Annotated in this window: 16 protein-coding genes; 9 read left to right on the top strand and 7 right to left on the bottom strand. The window is 47.3% G+C overall.

Annotated features, from left to right (window positions below; all coding sequences use genetic code 11):
- Positions 1-137 precede the first annotated feature (137 nt).
- A complete protein-coding gene (locus tag AC1XTG_RS19355; protein WP_484843077.1) occupies positions 138-1,109 on the top strand; it encodes a sterol desaturase family protein in 972 nt (323 codons plus the stop codon).
- Positions 1,110-1,168: 59 nt separating this feature from the next.
- Here the strand turns inward: AC1XTG_RS19355 and AC1XTG_RS19360 are convergent, their stop codons facing one another.
- Positions 1,169-2,092 (bottom strand): sugar phosphate isomerase/epimerase family protein, encoded by a 924-nt coding sequence (locus AC1XTG_RS19360; protein WP_484843078.1) that lies wholly within the window; start codon positions 2,090-2,092, stop codon positions 1,169-1,171.
- Positions 2,093-2,231: 139 nt separating this feature from the next.
- Here AC1XTG_RS19360 and AC1XTG_RS19365 point away from each other — a divergent pair, with 139 nt between their 5' ends.
- From AC1XTG_RS19365 to AC1XTG_RS19385, 5 genes are all read left to right on the top strand, one after another.
- A complete protein-coding gene (locus tag AC1XTG_RS19365; protein WP_484843079.1) occupies positions 2,232-3,806 on the top strand; it encodes an NAD(P)/FAD-dependent oxidoreductase in 1,575 nt (524 codons plus the stop codon).
- A gap of 116 nt (positions 3,807-3,922) precedes the next feature.
- Complete coding sequence (locus tag AC1XTG_RS19370) at positions 3,923-4,579, top strand: NUDIX hydrolase (RefSeq protein ID WP_484843080.1); 657 nt, start codon at positions 3,923-3,925, stop codon at positions 4,577-4,579.
- 156 nt (positions 4,580-4,735) lie between these two features.
- A complete protein-coding gene (locus AC1XTG_RS19375; RefSeq protein ID WP_056285386.1) occupies positions 4,736-7,516 on the top strand; it encodes a DNA gyrase/topoisomerase IV subunit A in 2,781 nt (926 codons plus the stop codon).
- Positions 7,517-7,681: 165 nt separating this feature from the next.
- A complete protein-coding gene (locus AC1XTG_RS19380; protein WP_056285390.1) occupies positions 7,682-8,287 on the top strand; it encodes a SanA/YdcF family protein in 606 nt (201 codons plus the stop codon).
- The gene (locus AC1XTG_RS19385; protein ID WP_484843081.1) at positions 8,271-10,841 is read left to right on the top strand and encodes a DUF5686 and carboxypeptidase-like regulatory domain-containing protein; all 2,571 of its coding nucleotides are present in this window, start codon (positions 8,271-8,273) and stop codon (positions 10,839-10,841) included. The genes AC1XTG_RS19380 and AC1XTG_RS19385 overlap by 17 nt, the downstream gene beginning before the upstream one ends.
- A gap of 3 nt (positions 10,842-10,844) precedes the next feature.
- Here AC1XTG_RS19385 and AC1XTG_RS19390 read toward each other — a convergent pair whose 3' ends face one another.
- The gene (locus AC1XTG_RS19390; protein WP_484843082.1) at positions 10,845-11,816 is read right to left on the bottom strand and encodes an ABC transporter ATP-binding protein; all 972 of its coding nucleotides are present in this window, start codon (positions 11,814-11,816) and stop codon (positions 10,845-10,847) included.
- The gene (locus AC1XTG_RS19395; RefSeq protein WP_484843083.1) at positions 11,816-12,391 is read right to left on the bottom strand and encodes a nitroreductase family protein; all 576 of its coding nucleotides are present in this window, start codon (positions 12,389-12,391) and stop codon (positions 11,816-11,818) included. The genes AC1XTG_RS19390 and AC1XTG_RS19395 overlap by 1 nt, the downstream gene beginning before the upstream one ends.
- Before the next feature lie 217 nt (positions 12,392-12,608).
- On the opposite strand from AC1XTG_RS19395, the gene AC1XTG_RS19400 reads away from it, so the two are divergent.
- Positions 12,609-12,929 (top strand): heavy metal-binding domain-containing protein, encoded by a 321-nt coding sequence (locus AC1XTG_RS19400; protein WP_056286506.1) that lies wholly within the window; start codon positions 12,609-12,611, stop codon positions 12,927-12,929.
- 12 nt (positions 12,930-12,941) lie between these two features.
- On the opposite strand, the gene metF is transcribed toward AC1XTG_RS19400, so the two are convergent.
- Positions 12,942-13,898, bottom strand: coding sequence for a methylenetetrahydrofolate reductase [NAD(P)H] (gene metF, locus AC1XTG_RS19405; RefSeq protein WP_056285396.1), 957 nt, complete (start codon positions 13,896-13,898; stop codon positions 12,942-12,944).
- A gap of 433 nt (positions 13,899-14,331) precedes the next feature.
- Positions 14,332-14,808, bottom strand: coding sequence for a GNAT family N-acetyltransferase (locus AC1XTG_RS19410; RefSeq protein WP_484843084.1), 477 nt, complete (start codon positions 14,806-14,808; stop codon positions 14,332-14,334).
- Between the two features lie 101 nt (positions 14,809-14,909).
- Between AC1XTG_RS19410 and AC1XTG_RS19415 the strand changes: the two genes are divergently transcribed.
- Positions 14,910-15,623 (top strand): YebC/PmpR family DNA-binding transcriptional regulator, encoded by a 714-nt coding sequence (locus AC1XTG_RS19415; RefSeq protein ID WP_031526785.1) that lies wholly within the window; start codon positions 14,910-14,912, stop codon positions 15,621-15,623.
- Here the strand turns inward: AC1XTG_RS19415 and AC1XTG_RS19420 are convergent.
- Together AC1XTG_RS19420 and AC1XTG_RS19425 are read right to left on the bottom strand one after the other, a co-directional pair.
- Positions 15,620-16,066, bottom strand: a complete 447-nt coding sequence (locus AC1XTG_RS19420) for a hypothetical protein (RefSeq protein ID WP_056285397.1) — start codon at positions 16,064-16,066, stop codon at positions 15,620-15,622. The genes AC1XTG_RS19415 and AC1XTG_RS19420 overlap by 4 nt on opposite strands.
- A 78-nt stretch (positions 16,067-16,144) precedes the next feature.
- Positions 16,145-17,857, bottom strand: a complete 1,713-nt coding sequence (locus AC1XTG_RS19425) for a T9SS type A sorting domain-containing protein (protein WP_484843085.1) — start codon at positions 17,855-17,857, stop codon at positions 16,145-16,147.
- A gap of 360 nt (positions 17,858-18,217) precedes the next feature.
- Between AC1XTG_RS19425 and AC1XTG_RS19430 the strand changes: the two genes are divergently transcribed.
- Positions 18,218-19,138, top strand: a complete 921-nt coding sequence (locus AC1XTG_RS19430; RefSeq protein ID WP_056285402.1) for an aspartate carbamoyltransferase catalytic subunit — start codon at positions 18,218-18,220, stop codon at positions 19,136-19,138.
- Positions 19,139-19,143: the final 5 nt, after the last annotated feature.

Here is a 19,143-nt window from a genome sequence, read left to right on the forward strand (position 1 = left end):
CACATAGGGGATTTTACCATTTGAAATGTCTGATTAAGAGGAAACTTGTAATCAGATTAAAAATTTCTTAAAAAACGGGAAGGCAAAATCTACAAGTCACTGGTAAACTATATTTGTAATCATTTGGACACAATGCTATGCCGGGCACTTATGACTTTGAGGATTTTCTGTTAAAGGTCTCCACTCCGTTCTATCTGCTTTTAATTGGCTTAGAGATTTTTCTCACATACCGGCATTCCCGGCACGACCAACCTTCCCGGCCGGCTTACACTTTTAAAGACAGTCTCACAAATGCAATCCTGATGCTCCTCAACGGCGGCATTGACCTTCTTTTCAGGGCGGTTTACGTGGGTGTATTGATGTGGTTTTTCAACCGCGCATTGTTTCCGGGCATTGAAAATCCCTACCTGTACTGGATTTCGCTTTTCCTTCTTGAAGACCTCGCTTTTTACACCTTACATTACGTAGATCACCATTGCAGGCTTTTTTGGGCAGTACATGTAACCCACCATTCTTCGGAGCATTTCAACCTGACTACCGGTTTCAGGTCTTCGGTTTTCCAGCCGCTTTATCGCTTTATCTATTTCGTGCCGCTCGCCATTTTCGGCTTTGATCCGGCAGATATCATCGTGATGTATTCACTGACGCAGATTTACGGGATCATTGTTCATACAGAGTACGTAAAAAAGCTGGGCTGGCTGGAATATATCCTCGTAACGCCTTCTCACCACCGCGTGCACCACGCGAGCAACATTCAGTATCTGGATAAGAACATGGGCATGTGTCTGATCATCTGGGATCGCATTTTCGGTACATTTCAGGAGGAAATACCCGAGGTTCCGCCAAGGTACGGGTTAACCAAACCTGCTGCAAAAGAGAACATTACTGAAACCCTCTTTCACGAATGGAAAGAAATAGGGAATGATTTAATGCTGCCCGTCGGACTGCCGGTAAAATTGAAGTACCTGCTAAAATCCCCCGGCTGGTCGCACAATGGATCGCGGGAGACGAGTAAAGAATTGCAAAGGAAGTTGGCAGGCTTGACTTCGGCAGTCGGCTATCAGCCGTCGAATAACTTCCAAAACCGACAGCCGAATACCGACAGCTGATGCACTACTCTTCACTCCAATAAATGATCAGCTCATATTTGTTATTCATAATTGACAAGCTAAATTCCAAAGATTCTTTTTGCCTCAACCATATCCACTTTATGCGCTTCGGCTGCATTCATGATTTTGGGAGATGTTTTTTCAAGGCATTGTTCCAGCACCAGATGCGGCTTGATACCTTGTGCGGCGAGCTCGCGAACCAGGCGCGGATAATCAATATCACCTTCCCCAAAAGTCTCCTGCCAGATCCCATTCTTAGATTGCCTGATGTGCAGCTCCACAATACGCTTTCCGTACAATTTGACCACATCGAACAATGCAACCTGCGAATTACCCGAGCCCCTGTATACCCAATGAACATCCAGACAAAGCGACACGTTTTCAGGATCGGTTGCCAGCAACATGTGGTGAAATTCGCGTGCTGCTGCGCGTAGTTCTACATCGTGCGTGTGGTAAGCGAGTTTCATTCCCCTTTTCCTGAGTTCGGCGCCGAGCTTATTCAGGTTCCTCGCTTGTTCTGCCAGTTGCTCGTCTGATTTATTCTCACTACTCCCCCACTTGATCGGGTTCGGGTTGGTAACCACGATTTTAGTGCCGGCAGGCGTCAATGCACCCGCTATTGCCAGCACCGATTCAATGGAGGTTCCGGCTTCTTTGGCCTCGTGTAACGAAGTATTTACATAGACCGACGGCATCTCCAACTTGTATTTTTGTAAAAGCGGCAGCAGCCGGGCCACCTCGTCTGCATTGTTGAGCGCAGGCTCGTAAGCTTTTAACCCGGTGGAGGCGAAGTCGGCGAGAGAAGCGTCAAGATTAGCTGACCAGTCTTTTCCTTCTCTTGCGTAAAATGTAATCCAGGAATACTGGTTGCACGATAACGGGAACTTCACCGCTTCCTGCTTCCCGGCAAATGCAGGGATGGAGGCAATTGCGACAGGAATGCCTGTTAACGATGCTATAAACTGACGCCGGTTCGTATCCATCTTGGTATCTGGTTGAAGCTGATTTAGCTATCAAAGTAGCTGACATTGCATAGCTACCCGGCATTCAGATCTACGTTTTCGAACGGTTCAGTTAAAGAAATTTTTAACTTTGTACCATTAAAGGATAAATCCCTTTCCAATGCACCAGACTCTTCAATTAACGCTTGCGCCGGAAGTGGCGCTGGACGAAGAACAGCTTCGTCTCCATATTTCAAGAAAACTCAGGCTGCGTGATACCGACGCGCCTGTTATCCGCAAAACACGCCAGTCAATCGATGCCCGCAGCAGGCAGGTGAAGGTAAATGTACAGGTTGAGGTTTATGTAAATGAACTGCCTACATCACTGATCACGACTCATTTTGAATATAAAAACGTATCCTCCCGCCCCCAGGCACTTATCGTGGGCTGTGGTCCGGCGGGTATGTTTGCTGCATTGCGCCTGATAGAGCTGGGTATCAAGCCGGTCATTTTTGAGCGGGGTAAAGATGTACGGGCACGCCGGCGCGATCTGGCAGTGATCAATAAAGAACATATTGTTAATCCCGAATCCAATTATTGTTTCGGTGAAGGCGGCGCGGGGACTTACTCGGATGGAAAACTGTACACCCGCTCCAACAAGCGGGGCGATATACGTCGCATTCTAGAGATATTCGTTCAGCATGGAGCAAACGAGCAGATACTGGTCGATACACATCCGCATATCGGCACCAATAAATTGCCGGTGGTAGTTTCGGAAATGCGCGAGAGCATTTTGAAAGCGGGTGGAGAAATACACTTTAATACCAAAGTGACGGACTTCATTGTGTCGCAGGGGGAATTAAAGGGGGTCATCACCGACGACTATACCGAACATACCGGAATCGGCGTAATCCTGGCAACCGGCCACTCCGCGCGTGATATTTACAATCTGCTTCACGTCAAAAACATCCTGATCGAAAGTAAATCTTTCGCAATGGGCGTGCGCATTGAGCATCCCCAGAATACGATCGACAAAATCCAGTACCACTGCGCGACCGACCGCGGGCCTTACCTGCCTGCGGCTTCGTACAGCCTGGTTACGCAAACGCATTATAAGGGCGTACAGCGCGGTGCGTTCTCATTTTGTATGTGTCCGGGAGGCTTTATCGTACCCGCCGCAACTGCCACAGGCGAAGTGGTTGTAAATGGCATGTCGCCTTCGAAGCGGGATTCTCCATTCGCCAATTCAGGCATGGTTGTCTCCGTAGAAGAAGCCGATCTTGCCCCATTCAAATCGTACGGCCCGCTGGCGGGATTGCAGTACCAGATTGAAATGGAGCAGCGCGCCTGCGCGCTGGCAGGTGCTACGCAAACTGCCCCGGCCCAGCTTGCAACCGATTTTGTAAGGCAAAGAATCTCGTCTCAACTGCGTGAGACTTCCTATCAGCCGGGTTTGCAATCGGTTGATTTATATGATATATTACCTGAAAACATCGCATTTCCGCTCAAAGAAGCGTTAGAGGATTTTGGAAGGAAAATGCGGGGTTACTTGTCACCAGATGCCCAGCTGATCGGCGTGGAAAGCCGGACTTCCTCACCGGTCCGCATTCCGAGAGAGCGGGAAAGCTGCGAACACCCCGAAATAAAGGGGCTGTTTCCGTGCGGTGAAGGCGCGGGTTATGCTGGCGGGATAATGTCAGCTGCAATGGACGGCGAACGTTGCGCAGAGCAGCTTGCAAAGTTGCGATTACAGTAAAAATGTCCGAGATTGATAATTGCTATATTTGTGAAATACCCTCACATAACAGAGAATTACACTATGCCAAGATCTAGTTAAGAGAGCCTAATTTACTTTGACACCAATTTGCCCCGATGGCCGCACTGGAATCGTTTTCGTTATTTACTGAACAGTTAACCCAAAAACTTAAATACCCGCTTCCCGGCGAAACGGCTCACCAGGTTATGCAAGCCTCTTCCAGGTTGCGCCTCACATTTAAACCGAATGCTCGTACCCGCAAAAGCGCCGTCCTCATTCTGTTTTATCCCCACAAAAACGAGATTTTCTTCCCCCTCATCCTCCGCCCCGCATACGACGGCGTACACTCAGGACAGGTTGCTTTCCCGGGAGGCCGCTATGAGCTTGCCGATAAAGACCTCGTGCGGACTGCATTGCGGGAAGCCCAGGAAGAAATCGGCTTGCGGCTTAATGATGTGCGGATACTCGGTATCCTGACGGAGCTTTTCATCCCCGCCAGTAACTTCTACGTTTTACCGGTGATCGCTGCTATGCCTTACCGCCCCGACTTCTATCCCGACCCCCGCGAAGTAGAGGATATATTCGAGATCAGGCTGGAAGAAATCTCAGATGTCAACATCATCGGATCCAGTGATATTCAAGTACGTGGAGAACAGGTACATGCCCCGCACTATATGGTACAGGGGTACAAAATCTGGGGTGCTACTGCGATGATGATCAGCGAGCTGCTTACTGTGCTGAATGCGGAGGAACCCGGCCCTGCAAACGGATAGTTATCGCTTTATTTGCTATATTAGCACTTAATTCAAGCCCATTTTACGGTAATCTTCGCCCTGTTCCGCTCACCGGCGGCAGCACGGTCCTTCAACGAAGTCGCTTGATTTAAACCTTACAGTACTGATAGTTAAAACCTGGTTCCTCCTTCATTTATGGACGAAAACGGAGCTACGCCTGACGTAGAAGATAGCGGATTGCATGATAAGTTGCCCATTTCGGGTTTGTATGAAAACTGGTTTCTGGATTATGCCTCTTATGTAATTCTTGAGCGTGCCGTACCTGCGGTTGAAGACGGTTTAAAACCCGTTCAGCGACGCATTATGCATGCGCTCAATGAAATGGACGACGGGCGCTTTAATAAAGTGGCAAATGTGGTGGGCTCCTCCATGCAGTACCACCCGCACGGTGACGCGTCGATCTACGATGCGATTGTTAACATTGGCCAGAAAGAATTGCTTTTTGATACCCAGGGAAACTGGGGCGATATACGTACCGGCGATAGTGCCGCTGCTGCACGATACATTGAAGTAAGGCTTTCCAGGTTTGCCAAAGAAATCGTCTTTAATGATGAAACGACTGAATGGCAGCTGTCTTATGACGGTCGGAAAAGAGAGCCGGTAACACTTCCTGTCAAATTCCCATTGCTGCTTTCTCTTGGCGTGGAGGGAATTGCAGTAGGGCTTTCAACCAAAATACTCCCGCATAACTTCTGTGAGCTGATCGAAGCTTCCATTGCTGTTTTGCAGGGAAAAGAAGTAACGATATTCCCCGACTTCCTGACCGGCGGACAGATCGACGTGTCCAATTACAATGACGGGCACCGCGGCGGGAAAGTGCGCGTGCGGGCCAGGATTGAAGAGGAAGACAAAAAAATGCTCGTGATCCGCGACATTCCTTTCGGTACCACAACTACTTCACTGATCGATTCGATCGTAAAGGCGAATGACGGCGGGAAGATCAAGATCAAAAAAGTGGTGGATAACACGGCTGCTGACGTAGAAATACAGGTGCACCTCGCGCCGGGCGTGTCGCCGGATATTACAATGGATGCATTGTACGCTTTTACCGAGTGTGAAGTGTCCATTTCTCCCAATGCATGTATCATCATCGCAGACAAGCCACATTTTGTTGGTGTTACCGAAATTTTAAAATACAATACCCAACAAACTGTCCACCTGCTTCAACGTGAGCTGGAAATAAAGCGGCTCGCGCTTCTTGAAAAAATACTGTACGGATCGCTGGAAAAAATCTTCATCGAAAACCGCATTTACCGCGATATAGAGGAATGCGAAACCTTTGAAGATGTGATCAGGACGATTGACAGGGGACTTGAACCATTTAAACCGCAATTTTACCGCGAGATTACCGACGACGATGTGGTCGCATTGACCGAAATACGTATCAAGCGGATTTCCAAATACGACGGTTTCAAAGCCGACGAGCTGATGCGTAAGTGGGAAGAAGATCTGGCAGAAACGGAAGATAATCTCGCCAACATTACCCGCTTTGCGATCGACTATTTCCGGGATCTTTTGAAAAAATACGGAAAAGGAAGAGGCCGCAAAACTGAAATACGCGCATTCAACCAGATCTCGGCCAATGTAGTTGCGGCCAATAACCAGAAGCTTTACGTCAACCGCGCCGAGGGTTTTATCGGATACGGATTGAAGAAAGACGAATTCGTAATGGATTGTTCGGATATTGACGACATTATCGTGTTCAAAGCGGACGGAAAATGCCTTGTTACAAAAATTCAGGACAAGGTTTTCGTTGGAAAAGACATTATCCATTGCGCTGTTTTCCTGAAAAATGATGAGAGAAAGGTATACAACCTGGTTTATCTCGACGGAAAAACGGGTGTTTCGTACATTAAACGCTGCCAGATCACGGCGGTGACGCGTGACCGCGAGTACGATCTCACACAGGGTACCCCCAAATCCAAGATCACCTACTTCACTGCAAATGACAATGGAGAGGCTGAGATTATTTCGGTCAGTCTTACTGCGCAAAGCAAGGCGAAGGTCAAGCAGTTTGACTTCAATTTTGCCGAGTTACTGATCAAAAACCGGAGTGCAATGGGGAACATCCTGACCAAATATCCGGTCAGGAAAATTGTAATGAAGCAGGCAGGACGCTCAACGCTTGGCGGCGTGGATATGTGGTTTGATCCAACCATTGGCCGCCTCAACCGCGATGAAAGGGGCGAATACCTGGGCAACTTCGGTCCGTCGGACAGTATTCTCGTGATTTATAAAGACGGATCCTACGAGCTGACCAACTTCGACCTCACAAACCATTATGTGCCAAACGAAGTACTGCTTGTCAAGAAATTTGATCCTTCAATGGCGGTCACTGCCATCTATTTTGATGGCGGTCAAAAGCAGCATTTTATCAAACGTTTTAACATTGAGACTTCCTCACTGGACAAGAAATTCGTCTTTATCAGTGACGCAAAAAATAGCAAGCTGCTGCTTGCAAGTACAGACAAGCGCCCCAGACTTGAAATCGTTTACCCCAAAACCGCTCAGAAAGAGCAAACCAGTGTTGAGTATCTGATCGAAGAAATGGTGGAAGTACGCGGCTGGCGCGCAATGGGCACCAAGCTGCCAAACGACAAATTCAAGGACATTCACTGGCTGTCGCCGCTGCCTGAGCCGGTGAGCGAACCGGAGCCGCAGGAAGAACCGGAGGTAATTCCAGATGCAGAAGACGAACAAGCACCCTCGGTTGACGAAACTGAAACCAGCGAACAGCCAGAAGGTGAGGCTGAGTTAACTACGCTATCAGAAGAAGAAACGCCGGAAGTGCAGGAAGAAACAGCTAATGTGCAGGAGGAGCCGCCGGTTGAGCAAGAGGAGAAAAGTAGCCCGAAAGTGAAAAAAGCAGGTAAAAAAGGCTCAGACCCTAAGAAGCAACTGGGTTTGTTTGAATAAATAAAGCTGACGCGCCGGTTGCGGCAACGAACAACACCTTCGCGTGCGTACAGTAAAGGAGAGAGAATACAGCTCGTTGCGACAGTCCGGAAGAAACAGAAAGGCAACCATTAAGTTTCGGTGAAAAAAGCAATAAAGATCATATTAGCCCTACTATTCGCTTGCATGGTTTTCATCTTGCTTTGTAACTTATGGGTGGTATATTGTACAAGGCAGTACAACTACTTTTCCATTGAAAACCTGCCTTCCAACGACGTGGCGCTGGTGCTGGGTACGAGCTCGAAGTCGGAAAAAGGAAAAGATAACCTCTTTTTCAAGTACCGGATGGAGGCTACGGCAAGGCTTTTTAAGGAGGGAAAAATCAAGTATATTATATTAAGTGGAAATAACGATTCCCAGTACTATAATGAGCCGCTCGATATGCAGAAAGCGCTTCTTAATCTGGGTATTCCCGAGAATGTGATGACGCTCGATTATGCAGGTTTCAGGACTTTCGACTCCGTGGTACGGTGCAAGGAAGTATTTAACCAGGATAATTTCACGATCATTTCTCAGAATTTCCACAATGCAAGAGCACTTTATATTGCTCACAATGAAGGGATTGATGCGATATCTTTTGCTGCACAGGATGTTCCCGATGGCTACTCAATGCGTACGCTGGTCAGGGAGTACCTTGCAAGGCCCAAAGCAGTGCTGGATGTTCACATCCTGCGGCCGTCGGCTGATGTAACCTCCAATAATGAAATCAGGAAAAATGAGAAACCGAAATGAGGGAAAATGTACTGCGGGCGTGTCGGTTAGGATAAATGGTTTTCTCAGCATCATACTTTACTCTATTTGCATTGTAGTTATTACGTCGGCAAATGCATTTTCGCAAACTACCCACGTTATAAAAGGCAGGGTTACCGACGCGAGTACGGGCGACCCGATTCCATTCGCCAATATTGCTATTAAAGCGAGTCTATACGGCACTACGACCAATTTTGACGGTTTTTACCAGCTCAATTACAATCCCCCGGCAGATTCGATCAGTGTTACTTATGTGGGTTATGACAACAGAAGTAAGGCGATCAATGCCTCTTTGACGGAGCAGGTTATTGATGTCCAGCTCGCGCCGGGATCATTGCAGCTCAGGGAAGTGAAAATCTTTGCAGGTGAGAATCCCGCCTGGGCGGTGCTGAGGAAAATAGTCGCCAACAAGCGGGTCAACAACCCGGATAACCTCGGCGCTTATGAGTACGAGAGCTACAATAAAATCCAGATCGACATTGATAATTTGTCGGAGCGTTTCAGGAACCGGAAGCCGGTCAAGAAAATGACCCACATCGTCGATCAGTTTGACCAGGTGAAAGGCGAAAATGGGGAGACGATCATTCCGATCTTTATATCCGAATCTGTTTCCAATGTTTTTTACCGCCGCGATCCGAAGAAGAAAAAGGAGGTAATCAATAAGACAAAAATATCCGGCGTAGGTCTTACCGACGGCAGCCTGACTTCCCAGCTCATCGGCTCTTCATTCCAGCAATACAATTTCTATAACAACTGGCTGAATATCCTGGAAAAGGATTTCGTATCCCCTGTGAGCGACAACTGGAAGCTGTATTACGAATACTTCCTGGCCGACAGCGTATACAATGGCGCGAGCTACGATTACCACATTGAATTCGAACCGCGTCAGGAACAGGATCTTGCATTTACCGGCTCTTTTTGGGTCGACGGCAGCACATTTGCGCTTACCCAAATGGACGTAACTGTAAGCAAGCGGGCGAATCTGAATTTTATTGAGAAGATCAAAATCCAGCAATCGTATGAGCTGGTAGAAGACGAAAACAAGTATGTACCGCTAAAAACAAGGGTTCTGATCGATGTGGACGAACCTACGAAGCAAACTGCGGGTATGTTGCTCAAATTCTATTCTGCCAATTCAAAATTCAGGATCAATGCGCCACGCGACAGCAAGTTTTATGATACTGCGATAGAATTGAAGGAGGATTACATGGAGCATGATTCCGCGTTCTGGATCAAGAGCCGGCCGGAAGCATTGAGTCCTACTGAAAAACTTACATTCCAGCTTGTAGATTCGCTTCGCGTGCTGCCGGTTGTCAAAACCTATACGGAGATCCTCAACATCTTTGTAAATGGTTACAAAAAGATCGATAAGTGGAATATCGACATCGGACCTTACCTATTTCTATATGCGAACAACAAGGTAGAAGGCCATCGTTTTCGTCTGGGTTTCAGAACTGATCCCGGATTCAGCCGCAAATGGATTTTCAGTGGATATGGCGCTTACGGTACACGCGACAATGCATTTAAATACGGCGCCGGAATGGATTATATCATTGACCGCAAGCCCTGGACAATGGCAGGTATCTCCTACTCCAAAGATCTGGAACGGCTGGGTATCTCGGCCGAGACCATCGGTCCAAATACCCTTTTTGGCGCATTCTCACGATTTGGTGCTTTTCGCAGAGCTTACTGGCAGCAGGATGTTTCAGCTTATTTCAAAAGAGAGGTTGTAAAAGGATTGACTAGCAGTGTCCAGATTCGTCACCGTACTTTCGATCCGCTATTCCCATTTGCATACAAAGTCCGCCCGGAAGCCGGCATTGATTCTCCGATGAAAAGTGCTTTTGACATTACTGAAATCAACTTCGAAACAAGGCTGGCCAGTAAGGAAACCTTTTTACAGAATGATAATGAGCGGATCAGTATGGGAAACGGCAACTCTCCTGCATTTACATTCCGCTACACACTTGGTGTCAAAAATCTGCTGGGAGGCGATTTTAATTATAATAAGCTCTCATTTAATATCAAACAAAGCTTCCGGACAGGCGTGATCGGCCGCACTTACTACAATGTAACATTTGGTTTGATCCCTTCCACGCTGCCTTATCCGCTGCTTTATACGCCACTAGGCAATGAATCGCTCTTTTATGTGGATAATGCATTCAATATGATGCGGTATTTCGAATTCATCAGTGACCGCTATGTTGTACTCCGGATGGAGCATAACTTTGAAGGATTTCTGCTCAACCGCATTCCCGCAATCAGAAAGTTGAAATGGAGAATGCTGGCAACTGGTAAGCTGTTTTACGGTAGCATCAGCGACGCCAATTTGTCGCTTACAACAACTACCGACGAAACCGGTCAGGAAATGCAGATATTCAGCAAGCTGAAAGACCGGCCTTACGTTGAACTGGGTTATGGGATTGACAATATCCTGAAAACCGGCCGCATTGATTTCGTACACCGCCTTACCTATCTCAACAATCCCAACGTACAGCCATTTGCGGTGAAGATCTCATTCTGGTTCAGCCTGTAACACTCAGATACTACCCAGGTCTTTGGCAGCGTAAGTCAGAAATACCTCTTCGCCGACTGCCACATTTACCTTATTCCTGTAAAATGAAAGTTGCTCCATTCCATTTGTACAGCGGATTTCCCAATAGTTTCCATGAAAACGGATCGTCTCCACTTTCCCTTTCCACTTACTTTTTTCAGGATACCTGGTCGGCTTGATCTTTTCCGGTCTGATAAAATACCGCTTTTCTCCGCTGCCAAGCCAGTTGATTCCGCCTGTCAGTTCCGCCACATAGCTGTTCGCAGGTTTGTTATAAACCTCTTCGGGGGTACCTACCTGAATAATCTCTCCATTACGCAATACCGCAATCCTGTCGGACCACGCAAGTGCATCGGAAGATTCGTGGGTAACAAAAATGCAGCTGGTTTTCTGCTCATTCCGCATTTTCTCGATCGCATTGCCAAGTACCCTGCGGTTGTGGTTGTCAAGGTGTGCGAAAGGTTCATCCAGCAGCAGTACTTCCGGCTGCTCTGCCAGTGCCTTGGCGATGGCAGTACGTTGTTTTTCACCGCCGGACAGCAGCTTGGCCTTCTGACTTTTTACATAATCGAGACCAGCTACTTCGAGCAGTTCCCGCACGCGCTCAGTACGATATGCGGGGTCATAAAACCGGAGCGAATAGGAAATATTCTCTTCAACAGTCTGGTTGGGGAAAAGCTCAAATTCCTGGTGGATCAGCCGGATAGACTCGTGCCCCGGAATCAGCTCGCCCCTCACGGACTTCAACTCTTCTCCATTGAAAATAATCTTCCCCTGATCAGAATCCAGGAACCTGCCGAAAATGCGCAGGAGCGTGCTCTTACCAGAGCCGCTCTCGCCCAAAATCGCCAGCCACTCTCCCGCCCTCAGTTCCAGGCTCACATCTGATAGTACAGGCTGGTTGCCAAATTGCTTTGAAACCTGATCGGCGCGGAGAACTGTTTTATTTTTTGTCATTATTCTGCCCAGGTAACCTTGCTTTCAATAGGTGTACGCCGTGCGGGTGTTTCGGGCGCGTCGTGGTAACCCATGAAAAACAATCCGAGACATTTTTGATTGTCAGGAAGACCGAGGAATTCACCGAGCTCTTTCAGCACGCCCGGGCTGCTCCAATAGGAACCAAGTCCGTATGCATTTGCCGTGAGCCACATGTTCTGCACTGCGCAGGCTGTGGAAGCAACTTCTTCCCACTCGGGGAGCTTTTCGGGATGCAGCTCTGCATTGATCACAATCACACAACCCGATTTCAGCACTTTTTCACCAGCGGCATCATAGCGCGCCTGGGAATATGACTCGGGAGGAGTGACTGTTCTGTACCGCTCTGAAAAGAAACCGGCGAGCTTATTGAGACTTGCACCTTTGAAAACGATAAACCGCCAAGGCTCGGTCAGCTTGTGTGTAGGAGCATAGTTTGCATTTTCCAGGATGTTCTTAATGACTTCATCCGGAATTTCTTTCTCGATATAACTGGGTGGAAAAATACTGCGTCTGGTGCTGATAATTGTGTTGATCGTCTGAATAGACTGTTCCATAACTACTTTTTTAATCTGAAAAATTCAAAAACAAAGCTAACCATTTCTCGCTCGCTGACCGGAACAATGGTGGTTTTTAGCTGACAAATTTGGTGGTTATAATTAAAATTTGCCGGCATAGCATGCTTCTTTGCCGCTAAACAATTATTTTTCGCCCTGCCTTTCCCAAAGACCTAATTTCATCACCGAAATTAATCCAAACCAAAACCTGACTTATATGCTTGTTACGACTACCCCGAACATCGAAGGTAAAAAGATCATCAAATACATTGGCCTGGTAAATGGTGAGGCTATTATCGGCGCCAATTTCTTCAAAGACTTCCTCGCAAATGTACGTGATGTGGTAGGTGGCCGCTCGGGCTCTTACGAACAGGGTCTCCGGGAAGCAAAAAGCATTGCGATCCGTGAAATGATGGACCAGGCGCAAAGGCTCGGAGCCAATGCGGTGATTGGTGTGGATATTGACCTGGAAACGATTGGCAGCGGTAGTTCCATGTTAATGGTAAGCGCAAATGGAACTGCGGTCTGTTTTGAGTAACAGGTGCTCTTTTCAGAACACCTGTCTTGCTATCTGGGCGACATTGTCCGACTTACCCATTGTGTAAAAATGGAGAACAGGCACGCCGTAAGCCATTAATTCCTTGCATTGCTGGATTCCCCACTCGATACCAACCTGGCGGACTTCCTTGTCAGTAGCGCATTTTTCAACTTCTTTAACAAGGTCCTGCGGAAATTCCAGATGGAAAATCTGCGCGAGTACGCTGAGCTGCTTGCGCGTGGCCAGCGGTTTCAATCCCGGGATAATGGGAACAGTAATACCTTCGGCGCGGCATCTTTCGACAAAGCGGAAGTATTTCTCGTTATCGAAAAACATTTGTGTTACGATATAATCTGCACCAAGCGCTACTTTCTTGCGAAGGTGCTCATAATCTGCATCAATGCTGGCTGCGTCAAAATGCATTTCAGGGTAGCCCGCTACGCCGATACAAAAATTGGTAGGTGACATTTCCGTTTCCGCATTCAGCAGAATCCCGTTATTCATGTTATGAACCTGCGCGACCAGTTCAGAAGCGTAGGTATGTCCGCCTGTTTTAGGCTGGAATACGCCGGCTGATTTTTCAGGATCGCCTCTGAGTACAAGCACATTGTCGATACCCAGGTAATGCAGATCGATCAGGACATCCTCGGTTTCATCTTTGGTAAAGCCGCCGCAGATCACGTGCGGGACTGCATCTACATGGAAACGCTCCATTAACCTTGCACAAATGCCGACAGTACCTGGCCGTTTTCTGATCGGTATCCGCTCGATAGTCCCGTCCGTGCGGACACGGTCGATCAGTTCTTCGCGGTGATATGTTACGTCCACAAACGGAGGTTTAAATTCCATTAGCGGCTCTATCGAATTCAGTAATTCATTGATATTCTGACCTTTCAGCGGCGGGATAATTTCGATGGAAAACAGGGTTTTGCCGTTTGCCTGCTGAATGAAATCGGTTACTTTGGTCATGAAAGAAAGTGGCGTGTTCTGATGATGCTACAAATGAACACGATTTGAAAATGCGAACCAATTAGTGAGTACAAAAAAATGGCCTACCGCATTACAGTAGGCCATTCCACGTAAACCCTCCTCTATCAGTGTTCGTCAAAAATGTTATTGGGTTTCTGACGGGCGTCAGTCCCACAGCAACAATTTGCTTGACTGAATACTAATAACTAAAATTCTGTGCCAAATTATTAAACAATGTGAGAAGGAACAATTTATATCAAAGTTTTTTTTCAAGAATTGTAGTTTTAGTACTACAATTTAGCTGAATATTGCACTGAAATTCTAAAAATCATACAACACTCCATTTTAGACGGTGTTTCGAAATTCAGCAAATCCGGGAATTCGTTCCCCATTACTCTACAATACACTCTCCTGAATGCCGTTTTCCTGCTTTTTAAGCGTAATCAAGCGCACGCGTCATCTCAATATGCTCGATTTCGTCTTCCAGGTAAATGTCGCCCGACTGCCGGAAACCAAACGATTCATAGAATCTTCTAAGGTAAAGCTGCGCCCCGATGCGGATAATGCTTTTTCCATAAAGCATTTCGAGTTTTTCAATTGACACATTCAACAGCTCCACGCCTGCCCCAATTCCCCGCGCTTCCCGCGCGACTGCAATCCTGCCGATGGAAGGATATATATAGGATAAGCCAGCCGGAACTATCCTGGAAACCGCCACGAGCTTACCTTCACGATAACCCAGCAAATGGTGACATTGCTGGTCTTTATTATCAAGATCCTGGAAACAGCATTTTTGCTCAACGATGAAAACTTCGTTTCTCAGACGCAGCAATTGATAAACTGCTTCATTCGTAAGTGTTTCAAAGGTTTGGAACTGCCAGTCGAGTAGCATAGGATTATTAATGGTCACGATAAAATATATATTTGCCTGATCTGTTCGTCTTTTTAAATTTGCTGCAAAATTGATCACCTTAGCATCAATAAAAAACTTAACAATTAATATTAACAAGCATGGGAAGGGCTTTTGAATATAGAAAGGCTAGAATGTTTAAGCGTTGGGACAAGATGGCCAAAACTTTTACGAGGATTGGTAAGGAGATTGTCCTCGCGGTGAAAAGCGGAACTGCGGATCCCGCCACCAATGCGAAGCTACGTGTTCTTTTACAAAATGCCAGGGCAGCCAACATGCCGAAGGATACCATCGAGCGGGCGATCAAACGGGCAACCTCGAAGGATCAGGAAGATTACAAAGAAATGGTTTACGAAGGCTACGGGCCACACGGTGTTGCGATCCTGGTGGAAAGTACTACCGATAACCCTACGCGTACCGTTGCGAATGTGAGGAGCTACTTCAACAAACTCGGCGGCAGCCTGGGTACTTCGGGTATGCTCGACTTTATTTTTGACCGTAAATGCATTTTCAAGATCAAAAACAATGGAAAGGATCTGGAAGAACTCGAATTTGAGCTTATTGACTTAGGCGGAGAAGAGGTATTTCTGGATGAAGAAAGCGGACTGATCAACATCTATGGTGAATTCGCCGCATTTGGTGCATTGCAACATTATTTCGAGGAAAATGGCTACGAGATCGTGGAAGCTGATTTCGAGCGCATTCCAAATGATACCAAAACACTGAGTGAAGAAGAGGCCGCAGAAGTTGAGAAATTGATCGAAAAGATCGAGGACGACGACGATGTTCAGCGCGTTTACCACAATATGGCTTAATGCAGGCTGATTATCTCCTGTTGCTTTTTCATAAATTCAAATTTGCTCCCGGCTTCTTTCCCAAGTAAAGAAGCACCTACCGGAGACGATGAAGAGACTGCCAAAACGGTCTCTTCATTTATTTTTACGGCACCCAGACTGACGGCTACGAAAAACCACCCGGCAGTAGTATTCAGCAGAGAACCTACTCCGACGCGCTGACTTGCCTCATTTGCATTTACCCGCTCCAATACCAACCTCTCCATGCGCGTTTGCTCGTATTGCCGCGCGTGCATGTTGCGGTCGAGCTGCCCCATGGAGCGTGAGGTTTCGTATTTGTCGCCCATCGAGCTTTTACCCTGATCATTAGCCGACTCCTGCGCCGCCTCCATCGCATTCCACGATACCAGCAGCTTGTCGTCGAGTATTGCTTTGAGCTTTTCTAAAACGTTTGCTTTGTCCATAAAAAAATAAAGGTTACCAATATGGTAACCCTATTAAAACTACACTTGATGGTAAAGTTAAGCTTTGGACAACTCAAATCACATTTTCGTGATCTTCTTCCGGACAGATTGACCGCCGTTCGTTTTGATCTCGACGATGTAAGCGCCTTTGCCCAAGGCAGAAATATCTATCTGACTTGTTTTTTCTTTTTGTATCAAAAGTTTCCCGCTCAGATCGAACACGTTCAGGTTATCGACAGTCGCGCCGTTATTCAGCACCACTTCCACAAAATGCTGGGCCGGGTTTGGATATACAAAATCGTTCTCGCGTGCAATGGCAGTTTTGACAGCCACAATACTGGATAATGAAGCTTTTCCGTCATAATCGACCTGATAAAGGCGATAGTAAGTCAGCCGCTCGGATACCTGCTCGTCTGCATAAGTATAGGTATTACTTACCCGGCTGTCGCCGAAGCCTTTCACCTGTCCGATCACCTCGAAATTGACTGCATCAAGGCTTCTTTGAACTTCAAAATAGTCGTTGTTCTCCTCTGAGGAAGTTACCCAGGTTAAACGGTTCCTGCCGGCAGCATCCTTTTGTCCGGTAAAGCTTACCAGATCTACCGGTAGCGGCGGTCCGGGCAGCGGCGGCGCGGTGGCCATCAGAGACCTGGCATTGCCAAGAAGGTTTGTCTGAGGATTGGTAATAGCGTCTCGCCACAGCTCGGCCGCGCGGCGCTGGCCTTCTTCATTGAAATGCAGCCCGTCATATCGTCCCGACTGTCCGATCTGGTTGAGGTCAGCGCCGCGGAAAACGTCGTGTATTTCATTAATCAATGCATTCTGTGCATCAGTTTTCTCCTGGTTAATCCCATTGTTATAACAGGAAGTCGCGATCATCCAGGGAAGATTATCGTAGTTGGCCTCACTCCTGGATTTCTCAATCACCATTTTATTCCTGAAATAAAACCCTGCGCCGGTTGTATCCCCATCGTTGACACCGTGTGCCGAAAGTATCGCGCGCAAGCCTGTGCGGGGCATATAGGTGGTAATGGTATTCCTGATATTGACGTAGGGCATTCTGATACTGTATTTGATAAACCCGTGGTCGAAGTTGATGTTATATGCCGCTTTGTATAAATGTCCCATGCTGCTCCCGCCAAATGCGGCACTGTAAAAAAGCACGGGTACATTGAGCGAGCTGACCAGTAAATCGCCTAGCTGTGTCCAGAACCAGGGATATTGTGCCATCGGCGCAATCCCGCAGTTAAGACAGAACTGCACGGGCGCAAGGGGCGGCAGATCAGCCGGGCTGCCCGATTCGAGATATTTATTGTACAGCTCTACATTTGCATTGGGATCAATGGTATTAACAAGATCGCTGCTTGCCGGCTTCATCTCGCTCTCGGCCTTTGCCGCGTTGGAATGTCCCACGATCAGGAACACCTCTCCTACGCCCACTTTTTCAACAATCGTACTGTTGCCGATCTGTTCGCCATTCTTCATGGTTCTCACTTCCAGATCAAACCTTCCTCCTCTCGCATTGAGTGAGCCTGAGAATATGTAACCCGAAGGATTGCTGACAATGGTGGTCCAGTCCACACCGAATCCCGGCTCTCCGTCGCGGGTCTTTAATCTGGCCTGGATCTGGTCGGGATCGTTGAGGTAAGTACCGTTGATAAACACTTTTGCGTCGCCTGACTGATCGCGCTGGTATACCATACGCGATGGTGGAAAAGTCACATTGACCTGTCCGAAGAGTGCTGATGAAGCCAGTAGGAAGTTGATGAAAGTAAAAAATTTCAAGTGCATATAATGTAAGATTTAGGTGGAAAATCGACACTAGCAGACACACCTGTCTCAGGAATTGACAAATGCCAAAACAGCACAGATTGACCTTATTTCACCATCAAGTAATTAGTTGATTATCAAAAAGCAAGGAGGAGATCGATGGATTTACCGGAAGCACATTGGCAAAATCCTTTGTAACAAAAATACCAATTCCTATGACAATTCAACTATTGGTAACAAAATAATTCTATAAATTATCTATACCAGAATAGCGGTGCTTTTCGCAGCCCCGCGGCCGGGGTTCCTCTCCTATTTGGCCATTGTTTTTTCTCAATGCCAGCTTACTTATTATCTTTGCGAAACATTCATTGACAATTCACAATGACAAAACTTTCGGTCCGGCATTTACTTGGCATCAAAAACCTGAACGAGAACGACATCCATACGATTTTAGACACTGCTACTGAATTCAAGGACGTCATTAACCGGCCGATCAAGAAAGTCCCCTCCCTCAGAGATATAACCATTGCCAACGTTTTCTTCGAAAATTCAACCCGTACCAGGCTTTCATTTGAGCTGGCCGAAAAGCGACTTTCTGCGGATGTTGTAAATTTTTCGGCTTCCGGGAGTTCGGTAAAAAAGGGGGAAACGCTGCTCGACACGGTCAACAATATCCTTGCAATGAAGGTAGATATGATCGTAATGCGCCACAGCAGTCCGGGCGCGCCGCATTATCTCTCGACACGCATTCCCGCCAATGTGGTCAATGCAGGTGACGGGACTCACGAGCACCCTACTCAGGCATTGCTGGATGCATTTTCAATGCGGGAAAAACTGGGGGACCTAGGGGGTAAAAAGATCGCTATCATAGGTGACATAACTCATTCAAGGGTAGCTCTGTCAAACATATTCTGCCTGCAAAAACTGGGTGCTGAGGTGATGGTATGCGGCCCGTCTACATTAATCCCCAAGCATTTGGGCGAGCTTGGTGTCCGGATCAGCCACAATGTGAAAGAGGCGCTGGACTGGTGCGATGTAGCCAATGTACTCCGCATTCAACTGGAAAGACAGCAGATCAAATACTTCCCCTCACTCAGGGAATACTCACTTTATTTCGGCATCAACAAACAGATGCTCGACGACCTGAACAAAGAGATTGTACTCATGCACCCCGGCCCGATTAACCGCGGCGTTGAGTTATCTTCTGATGCAGCAGATTCGCACCACTCGATTATCCTGAACCAGGTTGAAAATGGTGTGGCCGTGAGAATGGCGGTTTTGTACCTGCTTGCGCAGCAATAGGATTT

The sequence above is a fragment of the Dyadobacter sp. HNCC25DJ183 genome (genome assembly GCF_056895175.1).

Coding starts and splice junctions, on each gene's coding strand:
- AC1XTG_RS19370 (WP_484843080.1), top strand. CDS start 3,923: ATGGCCGCACTGGAATCGTTTTCGTTATTTACTGAACAGTTAACCCAA.
- AC1XTG_RS19395 (WP_484843083.1), bottom strand. CDS start 12,391: ATGGAACAGTCTATTCAGACGATCAACACAATTATCAGCACCAGACGC.
- AC1XTG_RS19415 (WP_031526785.1), top strand. CDS start 14,910: ATGGGAAGGGCTTTTGAATATAGAAAGGCTAGAATGTTTAAGCGTTGG.
- AC1XTG_RS19425 (WP_484843085.1), bottom strand. CDS start 17,857: ATGCACTTGAAATTTTTTACTTTCATCAACTTCCTACTGGCTTCATCA.
- AC1XTG_RS19385 (WP_484843081.1), top strand. CDS start 8,271: ATGAGAAACCGAAATGAGGGAAAATGTACTGCGGGCGTGTCGGTTAGG.
- AC1XTG_RS19375 (WP_056285386.1), top strand. CDS start 4,736: ATGGACGAAAACGGAGCTACGCCTGACGTAGAAGATAGCGGATTGCAT.
- AC1XTG_RS19430 (WP_056285402.1), top strand. CDS start 18,218: ATGACAAAACTTTCGGTCCGGCATTTACTTGGCATCAAAAACCTGAAC.
- AC1XTG_RS19400 (WP_056286506.1), top strand. CDS start 12,609: ATGCTTGTTACGACTACCCCGAACATCGAAGGTAAAAAGATCATCAAA.
- metF (WP_056285396.1), bottom strand. CDS start 13,898: ATGACCAAAGTAACCGATTTCATTCAGCAGGCAAACGGCAAAACCCTG.
- AC1XTG_RS19390 (WP_484843082.1), bottom strand. CDS start 11,816: ATGACAAAAAATAAAACAGTTCTCCGCGCCGATCAGGTTTCAAAGCAA.
- AC1XTG_RS19365 (WP_484843079.1), top strand. CDS start 2,232: ATGCACCAGACTCTTCAATTAACGCTTGCGCCGGAAGTGGCGCTGGAC.
- AC1XTG_RS19355 (WP_484843077.1), top strand. CDS start 138: ATGCCGGGCACTTATGACTTTGAGGATTTTCTGTTAAAGGTCTCCACT.
- AC1XTG_RS19420 (WP_056285397.1), bottom strand. CDS start 16,066: ATGGACAAAGCAAACGTTTTAGAAAAGCTCAAAGCAATACTCGACGAC.
- AC1XTG_RS19360 (WP_484843078.1), bottom strand. CDS start 2,092: ATGGATACGAACCGGCGTCAGTTTATAGCATCGTTAACAGGCATTCCT.
- AC1XTG_RS19380 (WP_056285390.1), top strand. CDS start 7,682: ATGGTTTTCATCTTGCTTTGTAACTTATGGGTGGTATATTGTACAAGG.